Raw genomic sequence first — 25,729 nt, forward strand, 5'->3', positions numbered from 1 at the left:
TGAGGGGCATGGAGGAGATCGCGTCCGTCGAGACCGGCCTGCCGCCCGCCCCGGGGGCGCAGCGATACCTCTCCCTCGCGCTAGCCAACAGCTCCGTCGCACTGCCCGGCGGGCACTCCGTCGACCTGCTCGGCAGTCCCGCCGCGGCCAACGAGTGGCTGTCCGAACGCGACCTCGCGCCGGCCGGGACGGACATGCGGGAGATGTGCGCCGGCCAGCTGCGCGCCTTGCGCGAGCAGGTGCGGTCGCTGTTGGCTTCCCGCGCGGCCGGCCTGCCCGCGCTGCCCGCCGCCGTGTCCGCGATCAACGACGCGCTGACCAGGGCGCCGACCGCTCCGCTGCTGCACTGGGACGACACGACCGGTCCTTACCGGGCGGCGCCGCACCCCACCACGCAGGTCGTCGAGCACGCCCTGGCGACGCTGGCCGCCGACGCAGCCGACCTGCTCACCGGCCCCGACGCCGAACGCCTCACCGCCTGCGGCTCCAGCCCCTGCAACCGGTTCCTGCTCCGGCACGGCCGCCGCCACTGGTGCTCCACCCGCTGCGGCGACCGCGCCCGCGCCGCCCGCGCCTACACCCGCCGCACCGGGCGCACGGCGGACTGACCGACCCCGACGCCGGGACCGCCCCGCCCCGAACTCCGGCGCCCGGGTGGTCAGCTCTCGTCGTGCGGGCAGCGGTGCAGCCAGGTGGTGAGCACGTGGTCCTTCGCCGGGCCGGTCACGGTCCACCGCTGCCACCAGCGGTCGGCGTCGACCACCTCGAACTCCCCCCGGTAGCGGTCGGCGCGGCACGGGTGTTCGGCGCGGCACCGCCCGGGACGCAGGTCCAGGTCGTGGAAGAACCCGCCGTACCCGAAGTGCACCCGCGCCTGCCCGGGGCCGGTGAGCTCGTAGCGGAGGTGGCGCGACGCCGGGCCCTCGTGCTCGCCCAGTCGCAGTTCGCCGCGTTCCCGGTAGTCCAGCCACCCCGCTTCGGCGGCGGTGAAGCAGCCGTGCCCGGTGAAGGTGCCCAGCAGCCGCCCGGCGGGGTCGGTGATGCGGCGCCGCAGCTCCCACCGGCCGGTCAGGAACTCCGGCAGGTCCGGTACCGGCCGCGGCACCGGGTCACTCCGGGGTGCCGGTCGAGCCGCCCACCACCGCGTCCGACGCGGGGTGCTCCGGCGGCACCAGCCCCGACAGGTCCGTGCCGGTGTCGTTGACCTTGAGCACGAACGGGCGGGTCTCGGTGAAGCGCACCACGCTCACCGAGCAGGGCTCGACGACGATGCGCTGGAACGCGTCCAGGTGGGTGCCCAGCGCGTCGGCGAGCACCGACTTGATCACGTCGCCGTGGGAACAGGCCACCCACACCGCCCGTTCCCCGAACTCGCGCTCCACGGCGCGGTCGTGCTCGCGCAGCGCGGCCACCGCCCGCGCCTGCATCTGCGCCAGCCCTTCACCGCCCGGGAACACCGCCGCCGACGGGTGCTGCTGCACCACCTTCCACAGCGGTTCCTCGGTCAGGTCGGCGATGCGGCGCCCGGTCCAGTCGCCGTAGTCGACCTCGGCCAGCCCGGGTTCCTCGACCGGTTCGAGCCCGTGCGCGGCCGCCACCCCCGCCGCGGTCTCCTGGCAGCGTTGCAGCGGGGACACCACCACCCGGCGCACCCCCAGCCCGGACAGCCGCTCCGGCAACCCGGCGGCCTGCCCCCGCCCCGTCTCGTCGAGACCCACGCCGGGCGTGCGGCCCGCCAGGGTTCCCGCGCCGTTGGCCGCCGACCGGGCATGTCGCACCAGGATGAGAGTCGCCACGTCGCCGAGGGTAGTCACCGCGCGAACACGACGGCCCGGCCCCCCGAGCGGGGACCGGGCCGCGTTGTCCGAGCGCCGCGGTCAGGGCTGCATGACGCCGAAGCCCAGCAGCGCGAACACCAGCAGACCCAACCCGATCCGGTACCACACGAACAGGTACACGCTGTGCCGCTCCACGTACCGCAGCAGCCAGGCGATGCACGCGTACCCGATCAGACCGGCCACCAGCGTCGCCACGATCATCTGCGCCCCGGTGGGCTGCAGCCCCGGACCGCCCTCGTCGAACACGTGCGGCAGCTCCGACAGGCCCGCCGCGAACACCGCCGGGATCGCCAGCAGGAAGGAGAACCGCACCGCCGTCGGCCGGTCCAGCCCCAACGTCAGGCCCGCGGTGATCGTGCCGCCCGACCGCGACACGCCCGGCACCAGCGCCATCGCCTGCGCCACACCCATCACCGCACCGTCGCGCAACGTCAGCTGGTCCTGGCCGCGGCGCTGCTTGCCGTACCGCTCGGCCAGCCCCATCAGCACGCCGAACACGATCAGCATCGCCCCGGTGATCCACAGGCTCCGCAGCGCCGACCGGATGTAGTCCTGGAACAGCAGCCCCAGGACCCCGATCGGGATGCTGCCCACGATCACGTACCACGCCAGCCGGTAGTCCTGCGTCTTGCGCACCTCCGCGTCCACCATGCCGCGGAACCACGTCACCACCAGCCGCACGATGTCCTTGGCGAAGAAGATCACCACCGCCAGCTCCGTGCCGATCTGCGTCACCGCCGTGAACGACGCGCCCGCATCAGCACCGAAGAACAACTCCGACACGATCGCCAGATGACCTGACGAGGAGATCGGCAAGAACTCGGTGAGCCCCTGGACCACGGCCAGCACCATGGCCTGCAACCACGACACGAATCCACTCCCACGTTCGAAAGAAACCTGACCACCGGACCTGCGCCGATGCCCCTACCCCGCGCCGAATCTTGCAGCATCGCCCCCACCGGCCGGGCCGCACCCCGCCGGAACCCCCACCGCAGGTCACCCGCGCTCGATCACCGACAGCGACCGCCGCACGCTGCAGGGCGACCCGGTTGTGATCCGGCACACGATCCGTTCGTGGCAGCGACACCCCACCGACCTCACCGCCCGCCACGCCCGCACCGAATACGCTCACCACTCGTGGAACACCGACAGCTCGGACGCAGCGGACTGCGCGTCTCCCGCCTCGCCCTCGGCACCATGACCTGGGGGCAGGACACCGACGCCGAGCACGCCGCCGAGCAGCTCACCGCCTTCCACGACGCCGGCGGCACCCTCGTCGACACCGCCGACGTCTACCAGGACGGGCACGCCGAACGGATCCTCGGCGGCCTGCTGCACGACCACGTCCCCCGCGACGAACTCGTCATCGCCACCACCGCCGCCGCCCGCCGCGCCCCCGGCCCCGTCGGCGGCGGCGCCTCCCGCGGTGCCCTGCTCACCGCCCTCGACGGCTCCCTGCGCCGACTGCGCACCGACCACATCGACCTGTGGCAGCTGCACGGCTGGGACGCCACCGTGCCCCTCGACGAAACCCTCGCCGCCGTCGACACCGCCGTCACCAGCGGCAAGGTCCGCTACGCGGGCGTCGCCAACTACACCGGCTGGCAGACCGCCACCGCCGCCGCCCACCAGCGCGCCACTCCCGGCCGCGCCCCCCTCATCGCCACCCAGGTCGAGTACTCCCTGCTCGCACGCGACGCCGAACGCGAAGTGCTGCCCGCCGCCGCCCACCACGGCCTCGGCGTGCTGGCCTGGGCGCCGCTGGGCCGCGGCGTGCTCACCGGCAAGTACCGCAACAGCACCCCGGCCGACTCCCGCGCCGCCACCCCGCACCTGGCCAGCTACGTCGAACACCACCGCACCGAACGCGCCGCCCGCATCGTGCACGCCGTGCTCACCGCCGCCGAAGGACTCGGCACCGCCCCCGCCCACGTCGCCCTCGCCTGGGTCCGCGACCGCCCCGGCGTCACCGCCCCGGTCCTCGGCGCCCGCACCGGCCACCAGCTCACCACCGCGCTGGCCAGCGAGGACCTCACCCTCCCCGCCGCCATCCGGGCCGCCCTCGACGACGTCAGCGACCCCGGCGCCGACTAGCCCCGCCCGCCCGCACCACCCGCCGCGAGCAACCACCCGACCGGGCCCGCGAAGCCATCGGGGATGCTGGGGGAGAGCTGCCCCGCACCCCGCGAGCACCGCGCCAAGGAGGTCCCCCCGTTGCGTCGCCTGGTCGTCACCTGTCTGGCCGCGACCCTGCTCACCGGCTGCGGCATGGACGGCGGCGGCGACCCGCTCCAGGTCACCGACACGCTCGTGGCCGCCACCCCGGCCACCTCACCACCGGTGACCGCCGACCCCGCGGGCACCACCACCCCCGCGCCCCCCGTGCAGCACCTCGCCTACGACCCGGCCACGCGCACCCTCGTCGCCGCGACCGGCAACGCCCTGCTGCTGCGCACCGACGGGCGGCCCGACCGCACCGTCGCACTGCCCAGCGCCCCCGCCAGCCTCCGCGTCACCGACGGGCACGCCCTGACCGCGCTGCCCGACACCGACCAGGTCGTGCGCACCGACCTGACGACCGCCCGCACCGAGATCACCGACGTGCCCGGCGCCCCCGTCGACGCCCTCGACCTCGACGCGCAACGGCTGGCCGTGGCCCACCGCGACACCCGCGCCGTCACCATCCGCCAGGACGGGCGCCCCCCGGTCACCTCCGACGGCTTCACCGGGCCCGAACAGCTCATCGCCACCGGCGGAACCCTCCACCTGCTCGACTCCCTCACCACCTCGCTGACCCCCGTCGACACCGCTGACGGCAGCAAGGGCCCCGGGCTGCGCGCCGGGGAAGGCGCCACCCAGGCCACCACCGACCGCTACGGCCGCATCCTCGCCGTGGACACCCGCGGCGGGGAACTGCTCGCCTTCTCCACCGACCCGCTGATCATGAAGCAGCGCTACCCCGTGCCCGGCGCCCCCTACGACATCGCCTACGACCCCGCCCGCGATCTCGCCTGGATCACCCTCACCGCCACCAACGAGGTCGTCGCCTACGACGTCGCCGGCGGGCAACCCCGCGAGGTCCACCGCCTGCCCACCCTCGGCCAGCCCGACTCGGTGGCCGTGGACCCCGCCGCCGGCGCCGTCCACATCGGGTCCGCCACCGGCGGCGGCATTCAGGTGGTGACGCCGTGACGGCCACCGACGACCGCGACTGGGAGTACCGGCCGCTGCGCCTGCCGCCCGGTGTCACCCGCCTCAGCGCCGCCACCCAGCTCAGCATCCATGCGGAGTTCTCCGGCTGGGAACTCTCCCGCGTGCTGCTCTACGCCGACGGCACCCGCCAGGTGTGGCTGCGGCGCCGCCGCACCACCCCCGGCCTGCCCGGCCTGCCGACCTGATCACGGCACCCGGTGGAGCCACTCCGGGGTGGCGAACTTGGTGTCGATCAGCTCCTGCGCCCGGGCCAGCTCCGGATCGGTCACCGGACCGTCCACCAGGCCGAACCGCGCCCGGAACCCCTCCACCAGGCGCTCGATGACGACCTCCCGGGCCAGGCCGGTCTGCCGCCGCAGCGGGTCGACCCGCCTGACCGCGCTGGTCACCCCTTGTCCGACAGCTTCTCCTGCCCGACCCGCAGCACCTCGCCCAGCTTCGCCGCGTCGACGTCGTAGGACATCGTCACGTGGTGCAGCACCGCGCCCGCGGCCACCCGCTTCTGCGCCGCGCCCCCGATCTTGCCGCCGCCGGAGGCGATGTCGTTGAGCGGCTGGTACCACACGTTGAGCCCCAGCTCGCCGAGCACGCCCAGCACCCAGTCGTCGAGGAACGCGTAGGAATCGGCGAAGGACATGCCCGCCACCAGCGATGACGGCGCGTACAGCGAGTAGGTCACGGTGTTGCCGGGCTCCACGAACATCGCCCCGCCACCGGTGACCCGGCGCACCACCTCCACCCCGTGCCGCCGCGCCCCGGCCTCGTCGACCTCGTTGCGCACCGACTGGAAGCTGCCGATGATCACCGCGGGCGAGGCCCACTCCCACAACCGCAGGGTCGGCGGCCGACGACCCGCCGCGACCTCCTCGGCCAGCGCCTGGTCCAGCGCCATGTGCATCAGCGGCGCGCGCGGGCCCTCCCGCACCAGCGCCCACCGGTGGTCGGTCCACTCCGAGGCCCGCGCCACCGCCCGGCGCACCGCCACGGCCACCGCTTCGGCGCTGAAACCGCCCAGCCGCGCCCCGGCTGGCAGCGCCGCGCGCACCAGCGCCGCCAGCTCCGCGGCGTCGGCCTCCACCGACGCGCCCGCCAGCGCCCCGTTGATCGCCTCCAGCGCCTCGTCGGGCTCCAGGAAGAAATCCCCGCTCAACCGCACCCCGGACAGCCGGTCGTCGACCACGTCGAGGTCGACCACCACGAGCTTGCCGCCCGGAACCTTGTACTCACCGTGCACCGCGCACCTCCTTCCGGCCTCCAGCACAGCACCACGGGCCGCGGCCGGTGCCGCGGCCCCCCGGATCGGAGCTACCGGAAGGTTTCCCCTCGGCGCGGTCCGCGCCCGGGGGATTTCCCGGATGGGTGAGCTGGTGGTGGTGGTGTTCTCGGTTCCTGCTGAACCGACGGGAAGCACCATCGTGCAACGTCACCCGAGGTGCGGGGCGTGATCGAAACGTTGTACTGTGATCTGGATCATTCGCCGAGGTCAGCACCCGGCCCCGCGGATCGCACCGGTGATCACCCGAAGGTGCGATCACCCGGAAGTGCGAGCACCATCGGCGCCAGAGCCAGGAGAGGAGCCGCCCCATGACGACCTTCGACCTCCGCACCAGCCCGGAGGACACCTCCGCCCTGGTCGGTGACGTCCCGGTCGCCGACCGAGAACCCGCCGAGACCCGCGGCGACCACGACGACGAAAGCCACCTGATCCGCGGCTACGACTGAACCACCGGGCGCCACCCCCGCCCCGCGACACCGGCGGACACCCCGCCTCGACGCCACGGGACAGCGCGGACGCGATCCGCTCCCGACCTCACCCCGTGGCGTAACGCGACAAGGTGACACCGCTGCGGAAGGACCTCGACTCCAGCAACCGCAGCGACAACGGCACCCCGTCCGGGAACAACCTCCGGCCGCGCCCCTGCACCACCGGGTAGACGAACAGCCGGAACTCATCCACCAAGCCCGCCTCGATCAAGGTGTGGCACAGCGCGATGCTGCCGGTGACCACCACGTCCCGGCCCGCCCGCTCCTTCACCTCGCGCACCCGCGCCACCGCATCACCGGCGAGCACCTCGGTGCGCTGCCACCCCGGATCCACCAAAGTCGACGACACCACGTACTTCTGCACCCGGTCCAGGTAGGCGCTGATGCCCGTCGGATCGTCGGTCCGCCCCGGCCAGTACCCGCGCAGATCCTCGAAGGTGCGGCGCCCGACGAGGAACCCGTCGGCGCGCTCGTCCTGGCGGTGCAGCTCCGCCAGCAGATCCTCGGTATCGGCCTGTCCCTGCGGATCGAACCAGTCCCCCAGCAGCTCGATCGACCCGTCGACGGTCACGTTCTGCGTGATCGCAAGTGTGCGCACGGCCCTCTCCTCCTCACGGTCCTTCCCGAGGGTGGACCAGCACCGGGCCGCGAACTCATCGCCAAGCCCCGCCCTCACTCCACCGGGGCGAGCTTGACCAGCAGGTCGTGGAGCTGCGCCCGCTCCTCCGGCGACAACCGGTCCAGCATCTCCGCATCGACCCGATCGGCCACCGGGGCCGCCGACCGCAACTCGGCGTGCCCCGCAGCGGTGAGCTCGAGCAGCCGACGCCGCCGGTCCCCCGGATCGACGGAACGCCGGAGCAACCCGCGCTCCTCCATCCGCAGCAGCATCGCCGCCAACGTCGCCTTGTCGATGGCCGCCTGGACACCGAGCGCGCTCTGCTCGATGCCCGGCCGCGCCCCGATCACCCGCAGCACCGCGTACTGGGGCTTGGTCACCTGCGGCAGGCGCGCCTGCCACCGCGCGCTGTGCTCCTGCATCGCGCGGCGCAAGAGGTGGAAGACAGCGGTGTCGAGCTGCACGAAAACGTCACTCCGGCGGGTAGGTCGGGATGCTGGCCCAGCATCGTAATCGGCCCCACCCACCCCCGAAGCGGAGTTCTCCGCGGAGCAGCTTCGGCACACAGTGCGAAGCCCGCCTGCTCGCCCGACAGGCCGACGGGCTGGGGCCGACCACCGGGCGGCCCCAGCCGCCCCTCACCGCACCCGCCGCACCTTCACCGCGTTGTCCGTGCGCGTGACCACCGCACCGTCCGGCGCCCGCTGCTCGCGCTCGTGCGGACCGCAGCGCAGCACCTCCCACCGGCCCGGCGCCAACTCCAACGACCCCAGCACCTCCTCCGCCGTCGGCAGGTGCACCTCCGCGTGGGCCTCCGGATCCCACGGCGGCGGCCCCTGGTGCCCGACGACCAGCAGCACACCACCCGGCGCCACCGCCTCCGCCGCCCGCCGCAGGATCCGCTCCCGCGGCATCCCGCCCCACGTGTGCAGGAAGTGCGCCGACACCAGATCGAACTCGCCCTCCGGGAACGACTCCGCCAGATCGTGCCGCTGCCCGTCGACGCGCCCCGCGACACCGGCCTCCGCCGCCGCCCCGGCCACCCGCGCCACCGCGTTCTCCGAGACGTCGACCGCCGTGACCCGCCAGCCCCGCGCGGCCAGCCACACAGCATCGCCGCCCTCCCCGCAGCCCAGGTCCAACGCCGATCCCGGCACCAGCTCCGCGACCTCCCGCACCAACGTCGCGTTCGGATCACCGGTCCAGACCCGGTCCCCACCGCCGTAGCGGTCCTCCCAGTAGGCCCGCACCTCCGCCCGCTGCGCCGCGACCGCCCGCTCGGTGTCCGCCTCGACCAGCTCCGCGTTCAGCGCCGCCGCGGCCTGCACCCCGGCCGCCACCGACCCGACCACCTGGCCGGCGATGTCGGACACGTTGCCCGCCACCCGGACCCCCGGCACCCGCGTCGCCCCCGCAGCACCGGGCTCCACGCCGCTGCCCAGGACCGCACCACCGCGCTCCTGCGCGACCGGCTCCAGACCCAGCCCCGCCAGCACCTCCGCACGAGCGGTGAACCGCGGCGCCACGACCAGCGCCCGGCACGGCACCACCCGGCCATCGGCCAGCCGCACCCCGCTGAGCCGGTCGCCGGTGACCTCCACCCCGGTCACCTCACCCGGCACCACCGCGACGCCCCGCGCCGCCAACCGCTCCCGCTCCGCATCGTCCGGCCCCGGCGCCGTGTGCTCCAGCAGCGTCACGTCCTCGCTCCACTGCCGCCACAGCAACGCCTGGTGCACCGCCATCGGCCCGGTCGCCAGCACCGCGATCGGCTCGTCCCGGACCTCCCAACCGTGGCAGTACGGGCAGTGCAGCACGTCCGCACCCCACCGCCGCGCCAGCCCCGGCACCTCCGGCAACTCGTCGACCAACCCGGTGGCCACCAGCAACCGAGCCGCCGACACCGACGAACCGTCGGCCAGCGACACCTCGAACTCCCCGGTGTCCCGCCGCCGCAGCCCGACCACCTCGCCCCGCACGATCTCCCCACCGGCACCGCGCACCTCCGCGCGCCCCCGGGACAGCAGCTCCGCGGGCGGCAACCCGTCATGCCCCAGGTACCCGTGCACCCCGGCGGCCGGGGCGTTGCGCGGCTCCCCGGCATCGACCACCAGGACCGACCGCCGCGCCCGCGCCAACGTCAACGCCCCGCCGAGCCCGGCCGCTCCACCGCCCACGACCACCACGTCGAAATACCGCTCGGTCGCCATCCCGCTCCTCCTCGTCTCGTCCACACCGGCGATACTCCGGACCACCGCCCCGCTTGACAAATTTCTTTGCCGGTCCGGCAATGGAAGGATGAACGACGACTTCACCGCCGTGCTCAGCGAGGTCGGACCCCGCCTGCACGCCCTGCGCAAGCACCGCGGCATCACCCTGACCCAGCTCAGCGACACGACCGGCATCTCCACCAGCACGCTGTCCCGCCTGGAATCCGGCAACCGCAAACCGACCCTGGAACTCATGCTGCCGCTGGCCCGCGCCTACGGCGTCCCCCTCGACGAACTGGTCGGCGCACCCCAGACCGGCGACCCCCGCGTCCACCCGCGCCCGTTCACCCGCCACGGCATGACGTTCATCCCGCTCACCCGGGACATCGGCGGCCTGCGCGCCTTCAAGCAGATCATGCCCGTGGCCCGCACCAGCGCCGCCCCGGAACAGCGCAGCCACGAAGGCTACGAGTGGCTGTACGTGCTCTCCGGCCGCCTCCGACTGCTGCTCGGCGACCACGACGTCGTCCTGACCCCCGGCGAAGCCGCCGAATTCGACACCCGCACCCCCCACGGCTTCGGCAACGCCGGAGACCAACCCGTCGAGTTCCTCAGCCTCTTCGGCGCCCAAGGCGAACGGATCCACGTGCGCGCCCGCCCCGCCACCGGCTGAACCGCCTGGTCGAACAGCTGCACAACCTCGTCAAAGCACGTCGATCCCCGACTGCGCCAGCAGCGTCAGCAGGCCGTGCAACGGCGCTGCGGATCGCGCCGCTGCACGGCCTGCGCGGTCAGCCGACGCCCGACCGTGGCCAGGAACCGGCGCCGCTCAGCGGCAGCGTCGAAAGGTCCAAGCTGTCCGCGCCCAGCGGGCGCAGGAACTCCCAGCTTCGCCACCTCGGCTCTCACCGCCGCGGGGAGGCCCCGACCGGCCCGGTGGCCAGTCACCGCAACCGGGTCATGCGGGTCTCCGGGTCGGTCACCAGCACTCCGTCCAGCGGGTGCACCGCGCCTCCGTAAGACCAGCCGGCGAAGGTCCCCCGCAAAGAACGTCGCCAGCTCGTCCCGGCCGATCTCCGGGAACCGCCGCAGGCGCTCCAGCCCTCGTTCGCGAACACCTGCGTCGCCGCGAACGACTTCCCCAACCCCCACCAGATCCGCCCGTTTCGGCGAGTACCTGCGGGGACCCCCGAACGCTGCATCCATCGCCTGAAGCAATGGCGGGGCATCGCCACCCGATTCCACAAGAAAGCCCGCCAATCCACGCCGGCCTGAAGCTGGCGCCACCCTCATCCGGCTTCGCACCCGACCATCCATCAATGCCATCGCCGCAAGATCCGCTCCAGAACGCTCAACTGCCCGCTGACGTGCTGCTACGGCTGTCAGCTCCGATGCGAACGACCCGCGACGTCCGCCATCGATCCGGCCCCAATGCACGCCTGGGCGAAGCACTGCCGCTGGCCCCACCATCCGACCATGATCTACGATTAGTGCAGTCGTTCAGGTCGTTCGTCCTGTACATTTGCACAAAGGGAGGAGCGCTATGGGTTCTCCGGCAGCCGCCCGCGGGCACGAGGTCCGACAACGATTGCTGACCGCAGCGACGGAACTCATCCCCGAACGCGGTTGGACGGCGGTGAGCACGCGTATCTTGGCCGAACGCGCCGGGGTGACGCCGAGCGTGGTCCACTACCACTTCCCGTCCCTGCCGGCGCTGCTGAACGAGGCCGTGGTCGGTCTCATGCGCAAGGTGTTGGCCGACGTGGATGGTTTCCTGGGCGCGGTGGCCACCCCGGCCGAGGCGGTCGACGCGATGCTCACCTCGGTCGACCGGTATACCGGGGACGATCCGACGTCACTGCTGTTCATCGAGGCATACCTGGCAGCAACCAGGGACGAGCAGCTCCGCGGGGAGATCGGCGTCGTAGTCGCGGAGTTCCGGCAGCGCTTCGGCCGGTGGTTGGGTGAGCGCGGTGTATCCGCACCCACGGAGACCGCCGCTGCCTTGATCGCCGTGGTCGACGGCCTGCTGCTGCATCGAGGGCTCGGCACGGGCATGGACACCGGTCCGACCGCGGTCATTCTGCACCGCCTCGTTAGTTGAACACCGCAACCGCCTCGTTAGTTGAACACCGCAGAGGAGGAAGCTGATGAAGGTGGTGATCTCCGGTGCCGGCATCGCCGGCCTGGCCCTGGCGAACCGGTTGTCGACGCTCGGTGCCGAAGTTGTGCTGCTGGAGCGGGCGACCGTTCCTCGCTCGCACGGATACATGATGGATTTCTTCGGCCCCGGCTACGACGCCATCGAGTCGATGGGCCTGCTGCCCGCGATCCAGGACGTCGCCTATGACATCGCGGAGGCGACCTTCGTCGACGAACGTGGTCGACGTCGTGCCGGCGTGCGGCCCCGGCAGTTTGCAAACGGCCCCCTGCTGAACCTGATGCGCCCGGATCTCGAGCGGGTCTTGCGCGAAAACCTGTCGCCGGACGTCGACCTGCGATTCGGCACCAGCCCAAGCGCCGTGACCCACCACCGCGACGGGGTCCGAGTCGAGATCGAGGACGGGACGCGTCTCGATGCCGACCTGCTCGTCGGCGCTGATGGCATCCACTCGACCGTTCGAAGCCTGGTGTTCGGCAACGAGGCGCGGTTCTTGCGCTACCTCGGCTTCCACACCACGGCATTCTGCTTCGATGCCCCGGAGATCCACGCGCTACTGCAAGACCGAGCCTGCCTCACCGACACTGTTGACCGGCAGATGGGCTTTTACGCCTTGCGCGACGGGCGCGTCGCGACCTTCGGGGTGCGCCGCACGCCTGATCCAACGCTGCCCGAAGACATCCGGGCGGCTGTGGTCAACGCTTTCGCAGGGTTGGGCTGGGTGACGCCCGCCGCGCTCGATCAGTGCCCTCCACCGAAGGAGATCTACTACGACCAAGTCGCCCAGATCGAAATGCCCCAGTGGAGCAGAGGAAGGGTCGTGCTGGTCGGAGACGCCTGCTATGCCGTTTCGCTACTCGCCGGACAAGGGGCGTCGCTGGGCATCGCAGGCGCGTATCTGTTGGCCGACCGGTTGGCACATGCGCCGATTGACCAAGCGTTGGTCCAGTACGAGCAGCTCTGGCGTCCTGTGGCGCGGGAGAAGCAGAAGGTCGGTCGGGCCGGTGCCCGCTGGTTCCTGCCCGAGTCGCGCTGGCAACTACGGATCCGGCGTGCGACGCTCAACCTTGCCCGCCTACCCGTGGTCGATCGCTACGTGGCCTCCATCCTGGCCGGCAAGCCCAACGCCCTCATCCGGAGTCCGCGCCAAGCTGACGGCCCATTCCGGCCATCCGGCGTACCGCCGACTCCCCTTCTGTCGGGGCGACAACGCTCCGACGGCTTGGATAGCGACTGACCGGCGGCCATTGCCGAGTCGGTGGCCATGTGCTGGCGCAGCGGGATCGTACTTGAGCCTTGCTCAGCAAGGAACGAATAGCAGCGCGCGGATCGCTTCACCGCCAGAAGGGGTCAAGCTCTGCCCCTGCTCGGCGTCTGGCCGCAGCGGAGCCCGTCTCGTTGGCCACCGCAGCGTCACCTGGCGAAGTATTCGCACGCAACGGTCGCTACATGTCATCAGGAGGGCGACCGTCGTGGACCATCACGGCGGCACCCACCTCGGACGTCCATGAGCGTGTGGTTCGCGTCTGCAAAACTATCGACCGAAGTCGCGGTGTCGCAGGGCGCTGAGCCCTACCCAAACGAGCAGGGCCGTCATCGCCAGCATTGTCAGGATCGTGGACGGGCTGAACGGCTGGCCTGCCAGGGTGTTGGGTACGTAGTGGTACGGCTCGAACGGCGTGCCGCCCCACACGTCGTAAAGTGGTCCGGCGACCTTTCCGAGCAGGGTAGTCCAGCCCCAAACCGCCCACGAGACCGGTACAGCAAGCCGCGGCGCCAGCGCGTAAGCCAGGAAGCAGATTGCCGCGATCAGCCACGCCGCGGGGACGCAGCTCAGTGCGGCGACGGGAACCCGCCCCAGCGGGCCCGCAAGTCCGTCGGTGAACAAGCCGTAGCCGAAACCGAGGACCAGCCCGGCCGTCGTGAACAACCCGGCCGTGCCGAGCGCGGTCACGACCAGTAGCCCGGCCGCCCACCAGACACGGGTCATTGGAGTGCCTTGAGCCAGCTCGGCCCGGCCTGACCGTTCCTCATCCCGCAGCCGCTGGATCATCAGCACCGGAACGATGCCTATAACGTGCGCGAAGAGCAGGATGACAGCCCACAGAAAGAAGTCGGCGGTGTCGACGGAGCTTCCGCCACCGCCGAATCCCTGCTGCAGAAGACCGAAGCTGCCCGAGGGCAGCACGTCGATGTCAGGAACGATCGTGCCAATCCCGGCGGCACCGATGGCGAACACGCCGATCCCGATCGCCCATTTCACGAAAAGGCCGCGATGCAGCCGCCAGGACAGCCCGATCGGACCGCGCAAAGCCGGAGCGGTGACTCGCCCACGGCGCTCGGGGAGCAGACCTTCCCCGAGGTCACGGCGAGCGCTGAGGAGGTAGGCGACGGTCACCAGGATCGCCACCAGCCCGACCAGAACGGCCAACACCCACCACCTGTCGTACCGGTACGGCTGGACCGCGTGGATCCACCCCATCGGCGAGAGGTACGTCAGCCATGCCTGGCCGCTCGCGTCGCCGGCGTAGCGAGCGAGGTAGGCGATCGCCAAGGTGAACAGCGTGATCGTCCTGGCCGTACGGGCGTTCTGCGCGATCTGGGCGGCCACGGCGGCAAACGAACCGAACAACCAGCCGGCTGCGGTGATGGCGGCGCCGTAGGTCACTGAACTGAACGGCGCCAACCCGACGCCGATCTGCCCGACCGCGGTCAGCGCACCAGCGACCAGCGAGACCGCCGCGGCCACCAGCAGCGCTGAGGTCAGCGCGGCGAACCGGCTCACCGCACCCGAACGCAGCAGTTCGGTCCGGCCTGCGTCCTCGTCCGCCCTGGTGTGCCGCACGACCGTGAGCAGTGCGGTGATCGCGGTGATGAGGTAGAGAAAACCACCGCTGCGCCAGGCGGACATGAACCCACGGTCGGCGATCACCGAAGTCCCGCCGCCGAGCGCCCGGAAGAAGGCGTTGTCGTTGATCGTCTCGACGTAGGTTGCCATCACGCTCGGAGTCGCCATGTTCCGGTCGATGTAGGAGACCATCGTCAGGCCCAGACAGATGACGGCCAGGATGCACCACGGCGCGATGTTGCGCTCTCGGCGGACGGCCAACCGTGCCAGGCGCCACGTTCCCGTGGGCACGTTCACCGCGCGGCCTCGGTCGTGTTGTCGTAGTGCCGCAGGAACAGTTCTTCGAGCGTCGGGGGGCTGCTGGTCAGGGCCCGCACACCGTGCGAGTCGAGGAAGCGCAGTATCGGCCCCAATGCCTCGGCATCGACGTCGAAGTGCACGATGTCACCGTTGATGTCGCCATCGATCCGCAGCTCGTGGACGCCTCGCACATTGGCGAGGCCGTCCGCGGGACAGGAGAGTTCGGCCCGGATCGAGGTACGGGTCAAGTGCCGCATCTCCGCAAGGCTGCCGGCGTCGACGGTCCGGCCGCCCCGGATGATCGTCACCCGTTCGCACAGCGCCTCCACCTCGGCGAGGATGTGACTGGACAACAGGACCGTACGACCGTTGCACTCCTGCTCCTCGCGTACGACCTCGCGAAACACCATCTCCATCAGCGGATCCAGGCCCGATGTCGGCTCGTCGAGGATCAACAGCTCGACGTCGGAGGCCAGCGCGGCGATCAGCGCGACCTTCTGCCGGTTGCCTTTCGAGTACGCCCAGCCCTTGGCCCGCGGGTCGAGGTCGAAGCGCTCGATCAACTCGTCCCGTTTTGACGTGTTGACTCGGCCGCCGCGCAACTGCAGGAGGAGGTCGATGACCTCGCCTCCGGACAGTCCGGGCCAAAGCGTGACGTCGCCCGGCACGTACGCCAAGCGCCGATGCAACTCGGTCGCCTCGCTCCACGGGTCGCCGCCGAGCAGCCGGACCGCGCCCGCGTCCGCGTGCAGCAGACCGAGCAGGATCCGGAGGGTGGTGCTCTTCCCCGCACCGTTAGGTCCCAGGAAGCCGTGCACTTCGCCAGCGTTGACGGTGAGGTCCAGCCCGTCCAGCGCCCGGGTGGCGTCGAACGTCTTGACCAGTCCACTCACCGAGATCAGTTCAGTCATCGCGAGCCTTCTCCTCGACGGAACCTTCGCCGGAGCCGCTGCCCTCGGGTAGACGAGCCCGGAGCGTGGCGGCCTCTTCCGGGTCGAGCCAGGGGTGCGAGTAGATGTCGAGGAGGATCCGGGCGAGCAAGCCCTGTCCCTCGGCGCTGAAGACATCGACACCGAGACGTCGGGAGACGTGTTCGTAGAGCACGCTGACCGAAAGCGACATCGCGGCGGCCACCGTGGCCCGCGCATCCCGCGAAACCTCCGGTGGATCGGCACGCTTCTCGTCAAGTTCCGCGAGCCGTTCCGCGCCCAGGTCGGTCAGCGTGTCGAACAACGGTGCCACTCGGCCCTCGACCAGCGTCCGGGCGATGTAGCTCCGGTACGGCGCGAACACCGACACCGCGACAGCCAGGTAGTTCGTCTCGCTCGTGGACATGTGGGCGCGGACCTGATCGTTGAGTCGCACCAAAGCTCTGGCCAGATACGCGTCGCACTCGTCACGCAACGCCTCCTTCGAGCCGAAGTGATGACGCACCAACCCAGAAGACACACCCGCGGCGTCCGCGATCGAACGGATCGTCGCCCGATCGAATCCTTGCTCACCGAACAACCGAAGCGCGGCGTCCCGGATCCGAGCACGAGCAGTGAGGTCCTCCTCCTCCGGAGCCGGCTGCATGATCACCCTTCCTACCCACGTGTGCACCATACTACCCAACTGGGCATCATACTACACGCATGTATAGTTTCGTGAAAGATCGTGTAGTTTAGGAAATGCGACGGGCCCTTACGTGATCGATCGCGGAGTGTTCTTCCGATCTCCTTCCACGAGAGCTGGCCGAGGCGTTCACGCCGACGATCGATGGATGAGATCGCGTGGGCGCGCGGCAGGACTTGAACCGAGCAGCAGCTTCTGGCCTTGGTCGTGTGGCTGAAGGCGTACCAGCGACTCGGCCATTTCCCGGAGCTCGCCGACGTTCCGGACGTGGCCGTCGAGCACGTCCGTCGGCTGCTGGAGCTCGTCGAGGACGTCCCGTTCGGTCAGCACGAGTCGGCGCGGACCGCGAAGAGTGGCGCCGCCAGCTCGCGACGGTCGCGGGCCGCGATGAGCCTGGCTGATCGGGCACGGCTGCGGCAGCGGCTGCTGGTGGCGGTCAGGACGAGCCGATCGAGGAATTCCGTGGCGAAGCGGCGCGCGGTCTTCGACAGCAGCGACAGGTCCATGATCCAGGTGCCCGGCTTGTCGAGGCCAGGATCGCCCGGCCCGCAGAGGACCGCGGGCCGGGCGATCGTGAGAGCGTCTGGGCAGCCGGGGCGAGCACTGAGATTCAGCAGCCCCGCGAACGTCGTTCGCTGTCCCGCCACGACTTCCTGGCACCGGGGCTGTCGTGCGTCAGGGCGTTGGCAGCATGCCTCCGTCGACCGAGATGGCGATGCCGGTGAGGTAGGAGGCGCGCGGGGAAGCGAGGAAGGCAATCAGTTCTGCGGTTTCCTCAGGCTGCCCGGGGCGGCCGAGCGGGGCGGCAAGGCGCTGGTGGAATTCGTTGCGGATGGTGGCCAGGTCGCGTCCGGCGTGTTCGGCTGCCTGCCGCAGGCTGGCTTCGACGGCGTCGCTCTCGATGACGCCGGGCATGACCGCGGTGACGCGCACGCCGTGCGGACCGCAGGTGTGGGCGAGGCTCTTGCTGTAGGAGTTGAGGGCGGCTTTGGCGGCGGCGTAGGCGGCGCCGTTGGGTGGGTAACGGGCGGCGTTCGATGAGACGTGGACGACGGTGCCGTGACCCTGGGCGGTCATGTGCGGCACGAGCGCGCGGTCGAGGCGGACGACCGATAGCAGGTTGGCGTCGAGGTCGCCTGCCAGTCGTCGTCGGTCGCGGCGAGGACACCGTCGGGCACGTGGGTGTTGCGTCCGGCGTTGGCCACCAGCACGTCGATGCCGCCCAGGTGGTCGAGCGCGGCGTTCGCAGCTCACACACAGCTCCTTGCCTTGGTCCGAGACGACCTGACCGGCGGCAACGAGCACTGCGGCACCTCGGCCTCCCTCGACAGGAAGACACGGCGGGGCGGACAGAGGTACGACCCGAGCGCGTGGCAACCGAAGTGCGCCCCCACTCCCGAGATCGGTCGCCGGTTCGATCGTCACGCCCGCTCCGCCCTCCCAGTGCTGCCGCAGTAAATGCGTACACCTCATCCCGGCAACCGGAATACCCCGCCGCAGGTCGCGGTGATCACGGTGGGGGCTCCGCCGCAGTAAATCCGGCATTTACTGCGTCACCACCCTGGCGAGCCGTCAGGTGTGTCGATAGTCCGACAGCGGAATCACTGCTACCGCTGATCGCTGTATCGCCGGCCTCGCGCTCGGTCCAGCCCCCAGCGCCACCCTGCGCTACATGTCCGTTCGTCACGGCTGCGCGAGAACGGGGCCTACCTGGCGGCTTCCGGGTCGGCGGGCCGCGTGTCTCCCGTCTCCACGCGGAAGGGGTATGTCCCGGCTGCGGTGAACGCGTCGTGGATCGGCCTGATGAGCGAGGTGAGGCGACGGACGCCGGCGTCGCCGATCGGCGTCCACAGCGCCGCGCAGTGCTCGTCGGTCTCGACCTCGATCTGCTCGCGCGCCGCGATGCCGGCATCGGTAGCGGTGCCGTCGGCGTCGAGCCAGCCGCGTGCGACAAGGCGTGTCGTTGCCGCGGCCACCTCCTCGTCGTCCCACAGCCGGGTGGCGCGCGCGATGGCTTCCGGGAAGTGACCTGTCGCGGTTTGCAACACGTTGCAGTCACACGGCCCGAGGCCGTCCGCTGCGAGCACGGTGATATGCGCGTCGCCGCGCCACTCGCGCAGCACTGTGATCTGCTGCCACAGCGCGACGAGCGGATCGGCCGGCAGGGGGACCGAGGCGTTGGCGGCGGCCATCGTCTTCCCGGCGTGGTCGGCGCTCGCGACGACCGGGTCGATCAGTGATCGTGCCTCGGCGATCTGATCGGCGGTGAGGCTCACGCCGACGCGCCGCAACGCACGGCCGACGGCTGCGAAACGAGCGGCCTGCCACTCCGGTGGCGGCGCTGTGTCCCAGACGCCTGCCATGGCCCGCACCGACCGCGGGCTGAAGTTGTAGAAGGCCGCGAGCGTGACCTGCCATGGGACTGTGCCCATCGGGGCAGAGCGGAACGCGAAGTACGCCGGTCCGTACTCGGTCACGCCTAGTTTGGCGGCCTCTTCCGGTGCCTCGGGGATGAAGTAGACGAACAGGTGGGTCGCGTTGATGGTGAGGCTGACCTCGCGGACGGCGTTCAGATCCATGTCGGCGCGAGCGAAGCTGCTGGCGAGCTGCATCGTGGCGGTCTCCCGGCAAGTGGAATGGTCAAGGTCGTTCTTGGTGCGTCCGGTAAGTCAGGACGGCTCTGGCGCGGTGATCCGTGCGGAGATCGCGCCGAGTTCCTGTACTTCGATCCGGACCGTGTCTCCCGGTGCCAGGTAGGGGCGGCAGCCGGACAACTCCTGGATGCAGCCGGTGCCCACGGGGCCGCTGGCGATGATGTCACCGGCTCGCAGCGAGGTGCCGCGCGACGCGTGCGCCAGCATCTCGCCGAACGACCAGTGGATCTCGTCCCAGCTGCCGCCGCCGTAATGCTCATCGTTGACGTACCCGTCCATCCGCAACGCATAGCCCCGGCCCGTGCGGTAGGGCTCTAGTTCGTCGGGGGTGACGAGGAACGGGCCGAGACTGGTCGAGGCGTCCTTGCTCTTGGAGGGGCCGTATACGAATCCCATCTCGCTCGCGGAGATGTCGCGTGCGCTCCAGTCGCAGTAGACCAGGTAGCCGGCGATGTGATTCTCCGCCGTGGCGGCGTCGAGGTCCGAGCAGTCCCCGGCGATCACCGCAGCGACCTCGACCTCGTAGTCCCACAGTTGAGCGCCCGGGGCGATGGCGACCTCGTCGTGCGGTCCCTTGATCGCCGCCGGGTTGGAGAAATAGAAGAGCGGATACTCGTACCAGACCGGGCTGACCCTGCCGTCGCCGACGGCTGCCTTACCCGCGTTGCTGATGTGACGTTCGAACGCGGCGAAGTCCCGGACCGCTGGGGGGACCGGTATCGGTGCCAGCAGGTCGGCGGTGGCCGGCTCGACGATCTCGGTCGGTTCCCTGGTTGCGGCGGCCTCCAGCCCGCCTTCGGCGCGCAGCAGCTCCAACAGGCCCGTGCCCACGGCGTGGATCTTGTTGTCGCGCATCACGCCGCAGCGCGTGGAGCCGTCGGCGGAGCGGTAGCTGACCCACTTCATCGGGCAAGCACCTCCCGGGTGCGGTCGTAGAGGCGTCGTGCGTCGGCGAGGGAGAATGCCCGAGGGCCCGGGATCGCCTTGACGGCGGTCTCGAAACGCCCGGCGCCGCCGAAGTCGAGCACGACCGGATCGACGGCGCGGCCGAGCAGGCCGGCCGGGCCGTGGCTGAGCGGGAAACGGATGAGGTAGGTCGGCGCGGAGTCGGACGCCGGGCCGTCGGCGGTCTCCGAACGCCTGGGGCGCTGGAACTGGGCGCCGGGCTCGGCCTTGGCCCTGTCGGTCCCGACGGCCACGACCCAGTCCCCACGCCCGATGCCGTCCGTGCCCCCGCTGATCTCGACCGTCATCACGCGGCCACCGTCCGCGCGAACTTGACGATCTCCTCGATGAACAGCTCAGGCTGCTCCAGGGCGGCGAAGTGGCCGCCTGCGGGGATGTCGTCGTTGAAGTAGCGCAGGTCGCGATAGGCGCGCTCGGCCCAGACGCGCGGGGTACGCGTCAGTTCGTCCGGGAAGACGCTGACTCCGACGGGAAGGTCCAGCTCGGTGGGAGCGAGCGGCTGCGGGGCGTACTCCCAGTACAGGCGGGCGGAGGAAGCGGCGGTGCCGGTGAACCAGTACAGGGAGATGTGGTCGAGGATCTCGTCGGGGGTGAGGGCGTCTCGGGCCGGGCCCAGTCGAGGAACTTCTCGTAGATCCAGGCGGCCTGCCCGGCCGGGGAGTCGGTCAGGGCGTAGCCGATGGTCTGCGGCCGGGTGCGCTGCACGACGTGGTATCCGGAATGGACGGCGAAGAAGCGGCTGCCCTGTTCGAGTGCGGCCTTCTCCTCGGGGGCCGGGTCGTCGCCGACCGGTGGTGCGGCGAGGAACTCGGGGAAGTTGACGTGGATCGCACGCAGGCCCGTCAGGCGCTGCGCCCCCATGCGGGTCGCGACGACACCGCCCCAGTCGCCTCCCTGGGCCAGGTAGGAGTCATAGCCGAGGCGTCGCATGAGCACGCCGTACGCGCGGGCGATCCGGTCCGGGTCCCAGCCTGTCGAGGCGGGTTGGTCGGAGAAGCCGTAGCCGGGCATCGAGGGGACGACGAGGTGGAAGCCGTGCTCGGTGAGCGGGCCGATGGTCTTGAGGAACTCCAGGAACGAGCCCGGCCATCCGTGCAGCAGCAACAGGGGGGTGGCGTCGGGGCGGGGTGAGCGTACGTGCATGAAGTGGAGGCCGAGACCGTCGATGGTCGTGCGGAACTGGCCCAGCTCGTTGAGCCGCCGCTCCAGATCGCGCCAGTCGTACCCGGTGGCCCAGTACTCCAGCAGCTCCTCCAGGCGCTCCCGCCGCACTCCCTGGCTGCTGTCCGGCGCTGTCTCCCGGCCGGGGAGGCGTACCCGGTGGAGCCGGTCCTTCAGATCCTCCAGGGCACTGTCCGCGATGTCGATACGAAACGGTGTCACGCTGTCCGATGTCATGGTCACCACGGTGCGGCCACGACGAGCGCGCAGTCCAATAATTGTTCCGGTACAGGTAATACGGACTGCGTATAAAGCCAGTTAGAGTGGGGTGGTGTCCGAACACTTCCCCGCACCCGTGGATCTCGATCTCCGGCTGGTGCAGTGCTTCACGGTGGTCGCCGAGTACCAGCACTTCGGCCGTGCCGCCGAGGCGCTGCACACCACCCAGCCGTCGCTGAGCCGGCAGATCCGCCGCCTCGAACAGCAAGTGGGCGTCCGCCTGCTCGACCGCACCACGCGCGGCACCCGGCTGAGCGAGGCCGGCGAGGTTTTCCTGTCCCAGGCCCAGGGGCTACTGCGCACCGCGGTCGAGGCGATGGCCCGTACCCGGGCCGCGGCCCGGCCCAGCAGCATCACCATCGGCTACACTAAGGGGCTGGTCATCACCGCGGCCGTGCGGGCCCTGCGGGACCTCAATCCCGACGCCGAGGTCCACACCCGCCTGCTCGCCTGGAACGACTCGCGCGGCGCGCTGCTGGAGCACCGCGTCGACGCGGTGGTGACGCGTCTGCCGTTCCCCACCGACCGGCTGCGCGTCACCGTCCTCTACGACGAACCGCGCGTACTGGTCGTGCCCCGGGACCACCGTCTGGCCGGCAAGGAGTCGGTCACCCTCGGCGACATTGCCGACGAGCCGATCCCCCACGTACGCCAGTCCGACCCGTTGCTGAACGCCTACTGGCGGCTCGATCCCCGGCCCGACGGGCGGCCCGCGCCCGACGGCCCCCTGGTCGAGGCCCTTGAGGACAAACACGAACTCATCGCCGCCGGGCAGGCCGTGGCCATCGGGCCGCCCCTCGACCACGCGACCGGCCTGCACCCCAGCCTGACCACCGTCCCGTTGCGCGGGGTCGAACCGAGCCAGGTCGTACTCGCCACGCGCTCCGGCGACCGCGGCCGTCTGGTCACCGCTTTCCGTAAGCATGCCGAAGCCCTGCTCACCGGAACCCACCGTGTGGGACCGATCCGCACGACATGACCAGCGGCGGCTCCGCCCGCACACGCAAGCGATCATGCCCTTGCCTGGTCTGCCGCCACAGCGTCCCGACGAGCTCGGGGACTCCTCCGGGGACGTCCCGCGCACCGCTGAACCGGACGACGCCGAGCGCGCCGCGCTCGATCAGGGCATGGACAGTACGGCGCGGTCGCACCCGGATGCCATACCCTCAAAAGCATCCCTGGCCGTGCAACGGGGAGGGGCAGGGAACCGATGGCTACTTCGCACCGTGGGTCAGAGATAGGAAACCGGGGCCACCAAGGGGCCGCAGTGGCTCCCCGTCGGCGCGCGCGTCGTCATCCTGACGGTGGCCATGCTGATCACCTGGGGCGCCTACTACGCCACTGGCCAGGTCGTCACCCACGACAGGACCTCACCGGCGCCACCGCCAAGACCGTCCTGGGCAGCTCCCATCTGGCCGGTCTCGCCCTGGCCTTCGGCCTCATGGTCGCCGTCCGGCGCTACATCGCTCCCACCCGCGCCTGACACCGCACCACGAGAAGCGGCCCCCGAAGCCATGCGAGGTGGCTTCGGGCGCCGCTTCGACTGTACGACCAGTGCCCGCACAAGAAGGCTCGCGGTCGGCTCAAGCTGCCTGGCCGAGTCCGGCGACGGTCAGATCCTGCTCGCGCAGCGGGGTGAAATCGACGTCGAGTTTCGGGTCGTACGCGTCGGGCTGGATGCCGAGTTCGTGGGTGCTGTACTCGCCGAACCGGTTGATGTGTTCGGTCAGGTACGGCGAGATGAGTGCCAGGTCTTCCGGGTCGATCTCCCATCCCTCCTCCAGCAGCTGCCGCACGATCTCCGCGATGTCCAGGGCGTTGTGGAAGATCACCGCGTTCGTGAGCAGCGCGTTGAACTTCATCGCCTTCTCCTGCTCGATGGGGTCGTTGTCGGCGATGACGCCGCGGTTGCCGAAGCCGATCCACTGGGAGAACCGGTTGAACGACTCGACCTTGTTGGTCGCTGCGGTCACCCGCCGGCGCAGCGGCGCGTCCGAGAGGTAGCGCAGGAGCTGGACGGTGCGGATCACGCGGCCGACCTCGCGGAAGGCCGCGTAGGTGGCGTTCTTCCGTGACCCCGACCGCAGCCGCTTGAGCAGTGTGGAGGAGGAGATGGTGCCCTCGCGTACGGAGACGGCAACCCGCATCAGGTGGCGGAACTGGGACTCGATCAGGTCGAAGTCGATTGTGTTCTTGCCCGGCTCGCCGAACAGGGCGTCGATGTGCACGTACTCCGTCTGCTTGGAGGGTCGGTAGAAGGTCAGTTCCTTCCAGTTCCATCCTGGGCATCAGGTCGAAGCCCAGCAGGTGGGCGAGCGCAAAGACAGGGAAGCTCTGGCCTTGGGTATCCGCGTGCACGGTGGTCGGCTGCACCTCGCTGGTGTTCTTCAGCAGGCCCTCGATGATGTAGACGGCTTCCCACACCCCGCACGGGATGAAGTGCGTGAACAGCGCGATGTAGGTGTCCGAGACGTGGTGGTAGGCGATGCCGCCCGGCTTGCCGTACCTCACGCTCGTCTCGGAGAGCAGGTTGTCGAGATAGGTGTCCATGTGGGTGCCGTCCGCAGCCACGGCGGTGCCGTGTCGCCCCACGCCTGCGAGATGTCCAGACGGGCGTGAGCGTTCACCAAGTCGGCGACCGCCTCGTTCAGCAGCACGATCGAGAAGTGCTTGTTGGCGACGTACGACAGCTCGTGCCCGCTCACACCGGGGATATGCCGGGCGGCCTCGTACGGGCCCATGTTGGTGCCCTTGACGAAGGTCACGATCACGTAGCGGCCCAAGGGGTCGGTGAGCTTGGGCTCGTTGCCCGACGGCGGGCCGAAGCGGCGCCACCACTCCACCCAGTACGCGGTCCGGGCCACGATCCCCATCAGGGAACGCTCGGGCATCCTCGCCTTGATCTCCTGCTCCAGCCGCTTCGCCGAGGGCCGCTGACCGTCAGCCCTGAACGCCTTCAGCGACGGGATGCCCGTCTCCGGATCGATCACCAGGCCCTCGTTCTCCGGGTACCCGGCATCCGCCGTCGCGGCGGCGCCTCGCAGCTTGTCCTCCAGCTGCCGACGGAAGAACTTCGCGTTGAACTCGGTGCTCTCGCCCGCCTCGCACAGGCCGACCTCCACCAGGTAGGACCCCAGCGTCTCCTGGACGACCTCCCAGGCCAGCAGCTGCTCGGACCAGTCGGCGTACTCCTCCGAGCCGGCCACCGCGACATCCCCGGTGCGCAGTTCCTCGGCGAGGGCGGTGAAGACCATCGCCTCGAAGTGCTCGCGCACGAACTGCCCGGTCCGGGTCTTGTCGACCACTGCCTTGCGCCAGTTCTGGGTGGCGAAGGAGACGTCGACCTCCTTGCCCTCCTCGTTGAAGGCGGTGATGTACTCGCCGCGGGCCGCCTGGTGCCGCTGGGCGTGCGCGAGGGCGTCCAGCACTCGGCTGTCCTCGCTGGTCGCGGTGAACTTCAGCTTGTCGTTGTCGGCAAGGTCGAACATCACCGCCCGGTCCCGGCCGATCTGCCCGTACAGCAGCACTTCCCAGAAGTTGCCGTGATGGGCGGAGACCTTCTCGATCTGCTCGTACTGCTTCGCGAACCCGCCGAAGCCGTCCACCGCGCGGGTGACCGCGCCGAACCCGCCCGCCTGCACCACCTGAGCCTTCACCAGGGCGAGGACCGCCGGGGAGACCCTGCCCTCCAGCCGCGTCGCAACCTCGTCCACCGGCGCCTCCTCGTCCAGACCATCCAGGGCCTGGCGGACCTCGGCGGTCATGGCCGCGGCCTTCGTGAGCGCCTCCTGGGCCGGGCCGCCCTCGTCAACGTGCTTGAGCACCGTGCGGTAGTTCCCGATCAGGGACTCGACGATCTCCCGCTCGGCGAGCCGGATCTCCTCCAGCTCCGCCTTGGCCTTCTTGATCTTCGTCGCCACACGCTTGCAGAACATCGTCGCCAGGTCGTCCCGCACCCGCATCCGCGCCTTGTGCGTCAGGGCCGCGACCAGCGCGATGCGTTTGACGGGGACGAAGTCCCGCAGCTCCGAGGCGTCCGCCGCGTCCGCTTCCCCGGCGAAGTCGGTGACCTTCCCCGCGGCGACTCCGTCCATCCACACTT

29 protein-coding genes and 1 pseudogene are annotated in these 25,729 nt (G+C 70.6%); 9 read left to right on the forward strand and 21 right to left on the reverse strand.

What is annotated here, in order from left to right; translation table 11 throughout:
- The first annotated feature begins 8 nt into the window (after positions 1–8).
- Positions 9–608 (forward strand): ABATE domain-containing protein, encoded by a 600-nt coding sequence (locus tag ACQP0T_RS14395; protein ID WP_433868526.1) that lies wholly within the window; start codon positions 9–11, stop codon positions 606–608.
- A 50-nt stretch (positions 609–658) separates the two neighbouring features.
- Here ACQP0T_RS14395 and ACQP0T_RS14400 read toward each other — a convergent pair whose 3' ends face one another.
- The 3 genes from ACQP0T_RS14400 to ACQP0T_RS14410 all read right to left on the reverse strand — a co-directional run bounded on the left by ACQP0T_RS14400 (position 659) and on the right by ACQP0T_RS14410 (position 2,708).
- The gene (locus ACQP0T_RS14400; protein ID WP_433868527.1) at positions 659–1,105 is read right to left on the reverse strand and encodes a DUF6314 family protein; all 447 of its coding nucleotides are present in this window, start codon (positions 1,103–1,105) and stop codon (positions 659–661) included.
- A 4-nt stretch (positions 1,106–1,109) separates the two neighbouring features.
- Entirely contained in the window at positions 1,110–1,796 is a 687-nt protein-coding gene (locus ACQP0T_RS14405) for a histidine phosphatase family protein (protein ID WP_433868528.1), read from the reverse strand.
- 81 nt (positions 1,797–1,877) lie between these two features.
- Positions 1,878–2,708, reverse strand: a complete 831-nt coding sequence (locus tag ACQP0T_RS14410; RefSeq protein ID WP_345366161.1) for an undecaprenyl-diphosphate phosphatase — start codon at positions 2,706–2,708, stop codon at positions 1,878–1,880.
- A gap of 267 nt (positions 2,709–2,975) precedes the next feature.
- On the opposite strand from ACQP0T_RS14410, the gene ACQP0T_RS14415 reads away from it, so the two are divergent.
- The 3 genes from ACQP0T_RS14415 (at position 2,976) to ACQP0T_RS14425 (ending at position 5,236) form a co-directional block, all read left to right on the forward strand.
- Positions 2,976–3,932 (forward strand): aldo/keto reductase, encoded by a 957-nt coding sequence (locus tag ACQP0T_RS14415; RefSeq protein ID WP_433868529.1) that lies wholly within the window; start codon positions 2,976–2,978, stop codon positions 3,930–3,932.
- A 120-nt stretch (positions 3,933–4,052) separates the two neighbouring features.
- A complete protein-coding gene (locus ACQP0T_RS14420; protein ID WP_433868530.1) occupies positions 4,053–5,030 on the forward strand; it encodes a YncE family protein in 978 nt (325 codons plus the stop codon).
- Positions 5,027–5,236: a DUF5703 family protein gene (locus ACQP0T_RS14425; RefSeq protein WP_345366155.1), complete on the forward strand. Its 210-nt coding sequence runs from the start codon at positions 5,027–5,029 to the stop codon at positions 5,234–5,236. The genes ACQP0T_RS14420 and ACQP0T_RS14425 overlap by 4 nt, the downstream gene beginning before the upstream one ends.
- Here ACQP0T_RS14425 and ACQP0T_RS14430 read toward each other — a convergent pair whose 3' ends face one another.
- Positions 5,237–5,440, reverse strand: coding sequence for a hypothetical protein (locus ACQP0T_RS14430; protein ID WP_433868531.1), 204 nt, complete (start codon positions 5,438–5,440; stop codon positions 5,237–5,239).
- Positions 5,437–6,285, reverse strand: a complete 849-nt coding sequence (locus tag ACQP0T_RS14435; protein ID WP_433868532.1) for a lipoate--protein ligase family protein — start codon at positions 6,283–6,285, stop codon at positions 5,437–5,439. Before ACQP0T_RS14435 ends, ACQP0T_RS14430 begins: the two co-directional genes overlap by 4 nt.
- Positions 6,286–6,635: 350 nt before the next feature.
- On the opposite strand from ACQP0T_RS14435, the gene ACQP0T_RS14440 reads away from it, so the two are divergent.
- Positions 6,636–6,773 (forward strand): hypothetical protein, encoded by a 138-nt coding sequence (locus tag ACQP0T_RS14440; RefSeq protein ID WP_433868533.1) that lies wholly within the window; start codon positions 6,636–6,638, stop codon positions 6,771–6,773.
- An 88-nt stretch (positions 6,774–6,861) separates the two neighbouring features.
- Here the strand turns inward: ACQP0T_RS14440 and ACQP0T_RS14445 are convergent, their stop codons facing one another.
- The 3 genes from ACQP0T_RS14445 to ACQP0T_RS14455 form a co-directional block, all read right to left on the reverse strand.
- Entirely contained in the window at positions 6,862–7,413 is a 552-nt protein-coding gene (locus tag ACQP0T_RS14445; RefSeq protein ID WP_433868534.1) for a dihydrofolate reductase family protein, read from the reverse strand.
- A 74-nt stretch (positions 7,414–7,487) separates the two neighbouring features.
- A complete protein-coding gene (locus ACQP0T_RS14450; protein ID WP_433868535.1) occupies positions 7,488–7,898 on the reverse strand; it encodes a MarR family winged helix-turn-helix transcriptional regulator in 411 nt (136 codons plus the stop codon).
- A 174-nt stretch (positions 7,899–8,072) separates the two neighbouring features.
- Positions 8,073–9,644 (reverse strand): FAD-dependent oxidoreductase, encoded by a 1,572-nt coding sequence (locus ACQP0T_RS14455; protein ID WP_433868536.1) that lies wholly within the window; start codon positions 9,642–9,644, stop codon positions 8,073–8,075.
- Between the two features lie 88 nt (positions 9,645–9,732).
- Here ACQP0T_RS14455 and ACQP0T_RS14460 point away from each other — a divergent pair, with 88 nt between their 5' ends.
- A complete protein-coding gene (locus tag ACQP0T_RS14460) occupies positions 9,733–10,317 on the forward strand; it encodes a helix-turn-helix domain-containing protein (RefSeq protein ID WP_345366143.1) in 585 nt (194 codons plus the stop codon).
- 271 nt (positions 10,318–10,588) lie between these two features.
- Here ACQP0T_RS14460 and ACQP0T_RS14465 read toward each other — a convergent pair whose 3' ends face one another.
- Positions 10,589–10,789 (reverse strand): hypothetical protein, encoded by a 201-nt coding sequence (locus tag ACQP0T_RS14465; RefSeq protein WP_433868537.1) that lies wholly within the window; start codon positions 10,787–10,789, stop codon positions 10,589–10,591.
- A 398-nt stretch (positions 10,790–11,187) separates the two neighbouring features.
- Here ACQP0T_RS14465 and ACQP0T_RS14470 point away from each other — a divergent pair, with 398 nt between their 5' ends.
- Together ACQP0T_RS14470 and ACQP0T_RS14475 are read left to right on the forward strand one after the other, a co-directional pair.
- The gene (locus ACQP0T_RS14470; RefSeq protein ID WP_433868538.1) at positions 11,188–11,748 is read left to right on the forward strand and encodes a TetR/AcrR family transcriptional regulator; all 561 of its coding nucleotides are present in this window, start codon (positions 11,188–11,190) and stop codon (positions 11,746–11,748) included.
- Positions 11,749–11,794: 46 nt separating this feature from the next.
- Entirely contained in the window at positions 11,795–13,042 is a 1,248-nt protein-coding gene (locus tag ACQP0T_RS14475) for an FAD-dependent monooxygenase (RefSeq protein ID WP_433868539.1), read from the forward strand.
- A 297-nt stretch (positions 13,043–13,339) separates the two neighbouring features.
- Here the strand turns inward: ACQP0T_RS14475 and ACQP0T_RS14480 are convergent, their stop codons facing one another.
- The 10 genes from ACQP0T_RS14480 to ACQP0T_RS14525 form a co-directional block, all read right to left on the reverse strand.
- Complete coding sequence (locus tag ACQP0T_RS14480) at positions 13,340–14,950, reverse strand: ABC transporter permease (RefSeq protein WP_433868540.1); 1,611 nt, start codon at positions 14,948–14,950, stop codon at positions 13,340–13,342.
- A complete protein-coding gene (locus ACQP0T_RS14485) occupies positions 14,947–15,864 on the reverse strand; it encodes an ATP-binding cassette domain-containing protein (RefSeq protein WP_433868541.1) in 918 nt (305 codons plus the stop codon). Before ACQP0T_RS14485 ends, ACQP0T_RS14480 begins: the two co-directional genes overlap by 4 nt.
- Positions 15,857–16,528, reverse strand: coding sequence for a TetR/AcrR family transcriptional regulator (locus ACQP0T_RS14490; RefSeq protein WP_433873720.1), 672 nt, complete (start codon positions 16,526–16,528; stop codon positions 15,857–15,859). Before ACQP0T_RS14490 ends, ACQP0T_RS14485 begins: the two co-directional genes overlap by 8 nt.
- A gap of 168 nt (positions 16,529–16,696) precedes the next feature.
- The gene (locus ACQP0T_RS14495) at positions 16,697–16,897 is read right to left on the reverse strand and encodes a hypothetical protein (protein WP_433868542.1); all 201 of its coding nucleotides are present in this window, start codon (positions 16,895–16,897) and stop codon (positions 16,697–16,699) included.
- Positions 16,891–17,214: a hypothetical protein gene (locus ACQP0T_RS14500; protein WP_433868543.1), complete on the reverse strand. Its 324-nt coding sequence runs from the start codon at positions 17,212–17,214 to the stop codon at positions 16,891–16,893. Before ACQP0T_RS14500 ends, ACQP0T_RS14495 begins: the two co-directional genes overlap by 7 nt.
- A gap of 28 nt (positions 17,215–17,242) precedes the next feature.
- Complete coding sequence (locus ACQP0T_RS14505) at positions 17,243–18,112, reverse strand: SDR family oxidoreductase (protein WP_433868544.1); 870 nt, start codon at positions 18,110–18,112, stop codon at positions 17,243–17,245.
- 161 nt (positions 18,113–18,273) lie between these two features.
- Positions 18,274–19,179 carry an SCO6745 family protein gene (locus ACQP0T_RS14510; RefSeq protein WP_433868545.1) on the reverse strand — a complete coding sequence of 302 codons (906 nt, stop codon included), beginning with the start codon at positions 19,177–19,179 and terminating at the stop codon, positions 18,274–18,276.
- Positions 19,180–19,236: 57 nt separating this feature from the next.
- Complete coding sequence (locus ACQP0T_RS14515; protein WP_433868546.1) at positions 19,237–20,127, reverse strand: fumarylacetoacetate hydrolase family protein; 891 nt, start codon at positions 20,125–20,127, stop codon at positions 19,237–19,239.
- Positions 20,124–20,474: a hypothetical protein gene (locus ACQP0T_RS14520; RefSeq protein WP_433868547.1), complete on the reverse strand. Its 351-nt coding sequence runs from the start codon at positions 20,472–20,474 to the stop codon at positions 20,124–20,126. Before ACQP0T_RS14520 ends, ACQP0T_RS14515 begins: the two co-directional genes overlap by 4 nt.
- Before the next feature lie 151 nt (positions 20,475–20,625).
- Positions 20,626–21,570: an epoxide hydrolase family protein gene (locus ACQP0T_RS14525; RefSeq protein WP_433868548.1), complete on the reverse strand. Its 945-nt coding sequence runs from the start codon at positions 21,568–21,570 to the stop codon at positions 20,626–20,628.
- Between the two features lie 109 nt (positions 21,571–21,679).
- Between ACQP0T_RS14525 and ACQP0T_RS14530 the strand changes: the two genes are divergently transcribed.
- Positions 21,680–22,606 carry a LysR family transcriptional regulator gene (locus ACQP0T_RS14530; protein WP_433868549.1) on the forward strand — a complete coding sequence of 309 codons (927 nt, stop codon included), beginning with the start codon at positions 21,680–21,682 and terminating at the stop codon, positions 22,604–22,606.
- A 604-nt stretch (positions 22,607–23,210) separates the two neighbouring features.
- On the opposite strand, the pseudogene ACQP0T_RS14535 reads toward ACQP0T_RS14530, so the two are convergent.
- Both ACQP0T_RS14535 and ACQP0T_RS14540 read right to left on the reverse strand, forming a co-directional pair.
- Positions 23,211–24,177, reverse strand: a pseudogene (locus ACQP0T_RS14535) (transposase).
- On the reverse strand, positions 24,135–25,721 hold the full coding sequence (locus tag ACQP0T_RS14540) for a Tn3 family transposase (protein ID WP_433868550.1): 1,587 nt from the start codon (positions 25,719–25,721) through the stop codon (positions 24,135–24,137). The pseudogene ACQP0T_RS14535 and the gene ACQP0T_RS14540 overlap by 43 nt, the downstream one beginning before the upstream one ends.
- Between the last annotated feature and the right edge of the window lie 8 nt (positions 25,722–25,729).

Source organism: Saccharopolyspora sp. CA-218241 (genome assembly GCF_050954615.1).
Classification (GTDB): Bacteria; Actinomycetota; Actinomycetes; order Mycobacteriales; family Pseudonocardiaceae; genus Saccharopolyspora; species Saccharopolyspora cebuensis.

Coding starts and splice junctions, on each gene's coding strand:
- ACQP0T_RS14460 (WP_345366143.1), top strand. CDS start 9,733: ATGAACGACGACTTCACCGCCGTGCTCAGCGAGGTCGGACCCCGCCTG.
- ACQP0T_RS14470 (WP_433868538.1), top strand. CDS start 11,188: ATGGGTTCTCCGGCAGCCGCCCGCGGGCACGAGGTCCGACAACGATTG.
- ACQP0T_RS14395 (WP_433868526.1), top strand. CDS start 9: ATGGAGGAGATCGCGTCCGTCGAGACCGGCCTGCCGCCCGCCCCGGGG.
- ACQP0T_RS14520 (WP_433868547.1), bottom strand. CDS start 20,474: ATGACGGTCGAGATCAGCGGGGGCACGGACGGCATCGGGCGTGGGGAC.
- ACQP0T_RS14475 (WP_433868539.1), top strand. CDS start 11,795: ATGAAGGTGGTGATCTCCGGTGCCGGCATCGCCGGCCTGGCCCTGGCG.
- ACQP0T_RS14485 (WP_433868541.1), bottom strand. CDS start 15,864: ATGACTGAACTGATCTCGGTGAGTGGACTGGTCAAGACGTTCGACGCC.
- ACQP0T_RS14505 (WP_433868544.1), bottom strand. CDS start 18,112: ATGCCGGATTTACTGCGGCGGAGCCCCCACCGTGATCACCGCGACCTG.
- ACQP0T_RS14510 (WP_433868545.1), bottom strand. CDS start 19,179: ATGCAGCTCGCCAGCAGCTTCGCTCGCGCCGACATGGATCTGAACGCC.
- ACQP0T_RS14455 (WP_433868536.1), bottom strand. CDS start 9,644: ATGGCGACCGAGCGGTATTTCGACGTGGTGGTCGTGGGCGGTGGAGCG.
- ACQP0T_RS14490 (WP_433873720.1), bottom strand. CDS start 16,528: ATGCAGCCGGCTCCGGAGGAGGAGGACCTCACTGCTCGTGCTCGGATC.
- ACQP0T_RS14540 (WP_433868550.1), bottom strand. CDS start 25,721: ATGGACGGAGTCGCCGCGGGGAAGGTCACCGACTTCGCCGGGGAAGCG.
- ACQP0T_RS14515 (WP_433868546.1), bottom strand. CDS start 20,127: ATGAAGTGGGTCAGCTACCGCTCCGCCGACGGCTCCACGCGCTGCGGC.
- ACQP0T_RS14440 (WP_433868533.1), top strand. CDS start 6,636: ATGACGACCTTCGACCTCCGCACCAGCCCGGAGGACACCTCCGCCCTG.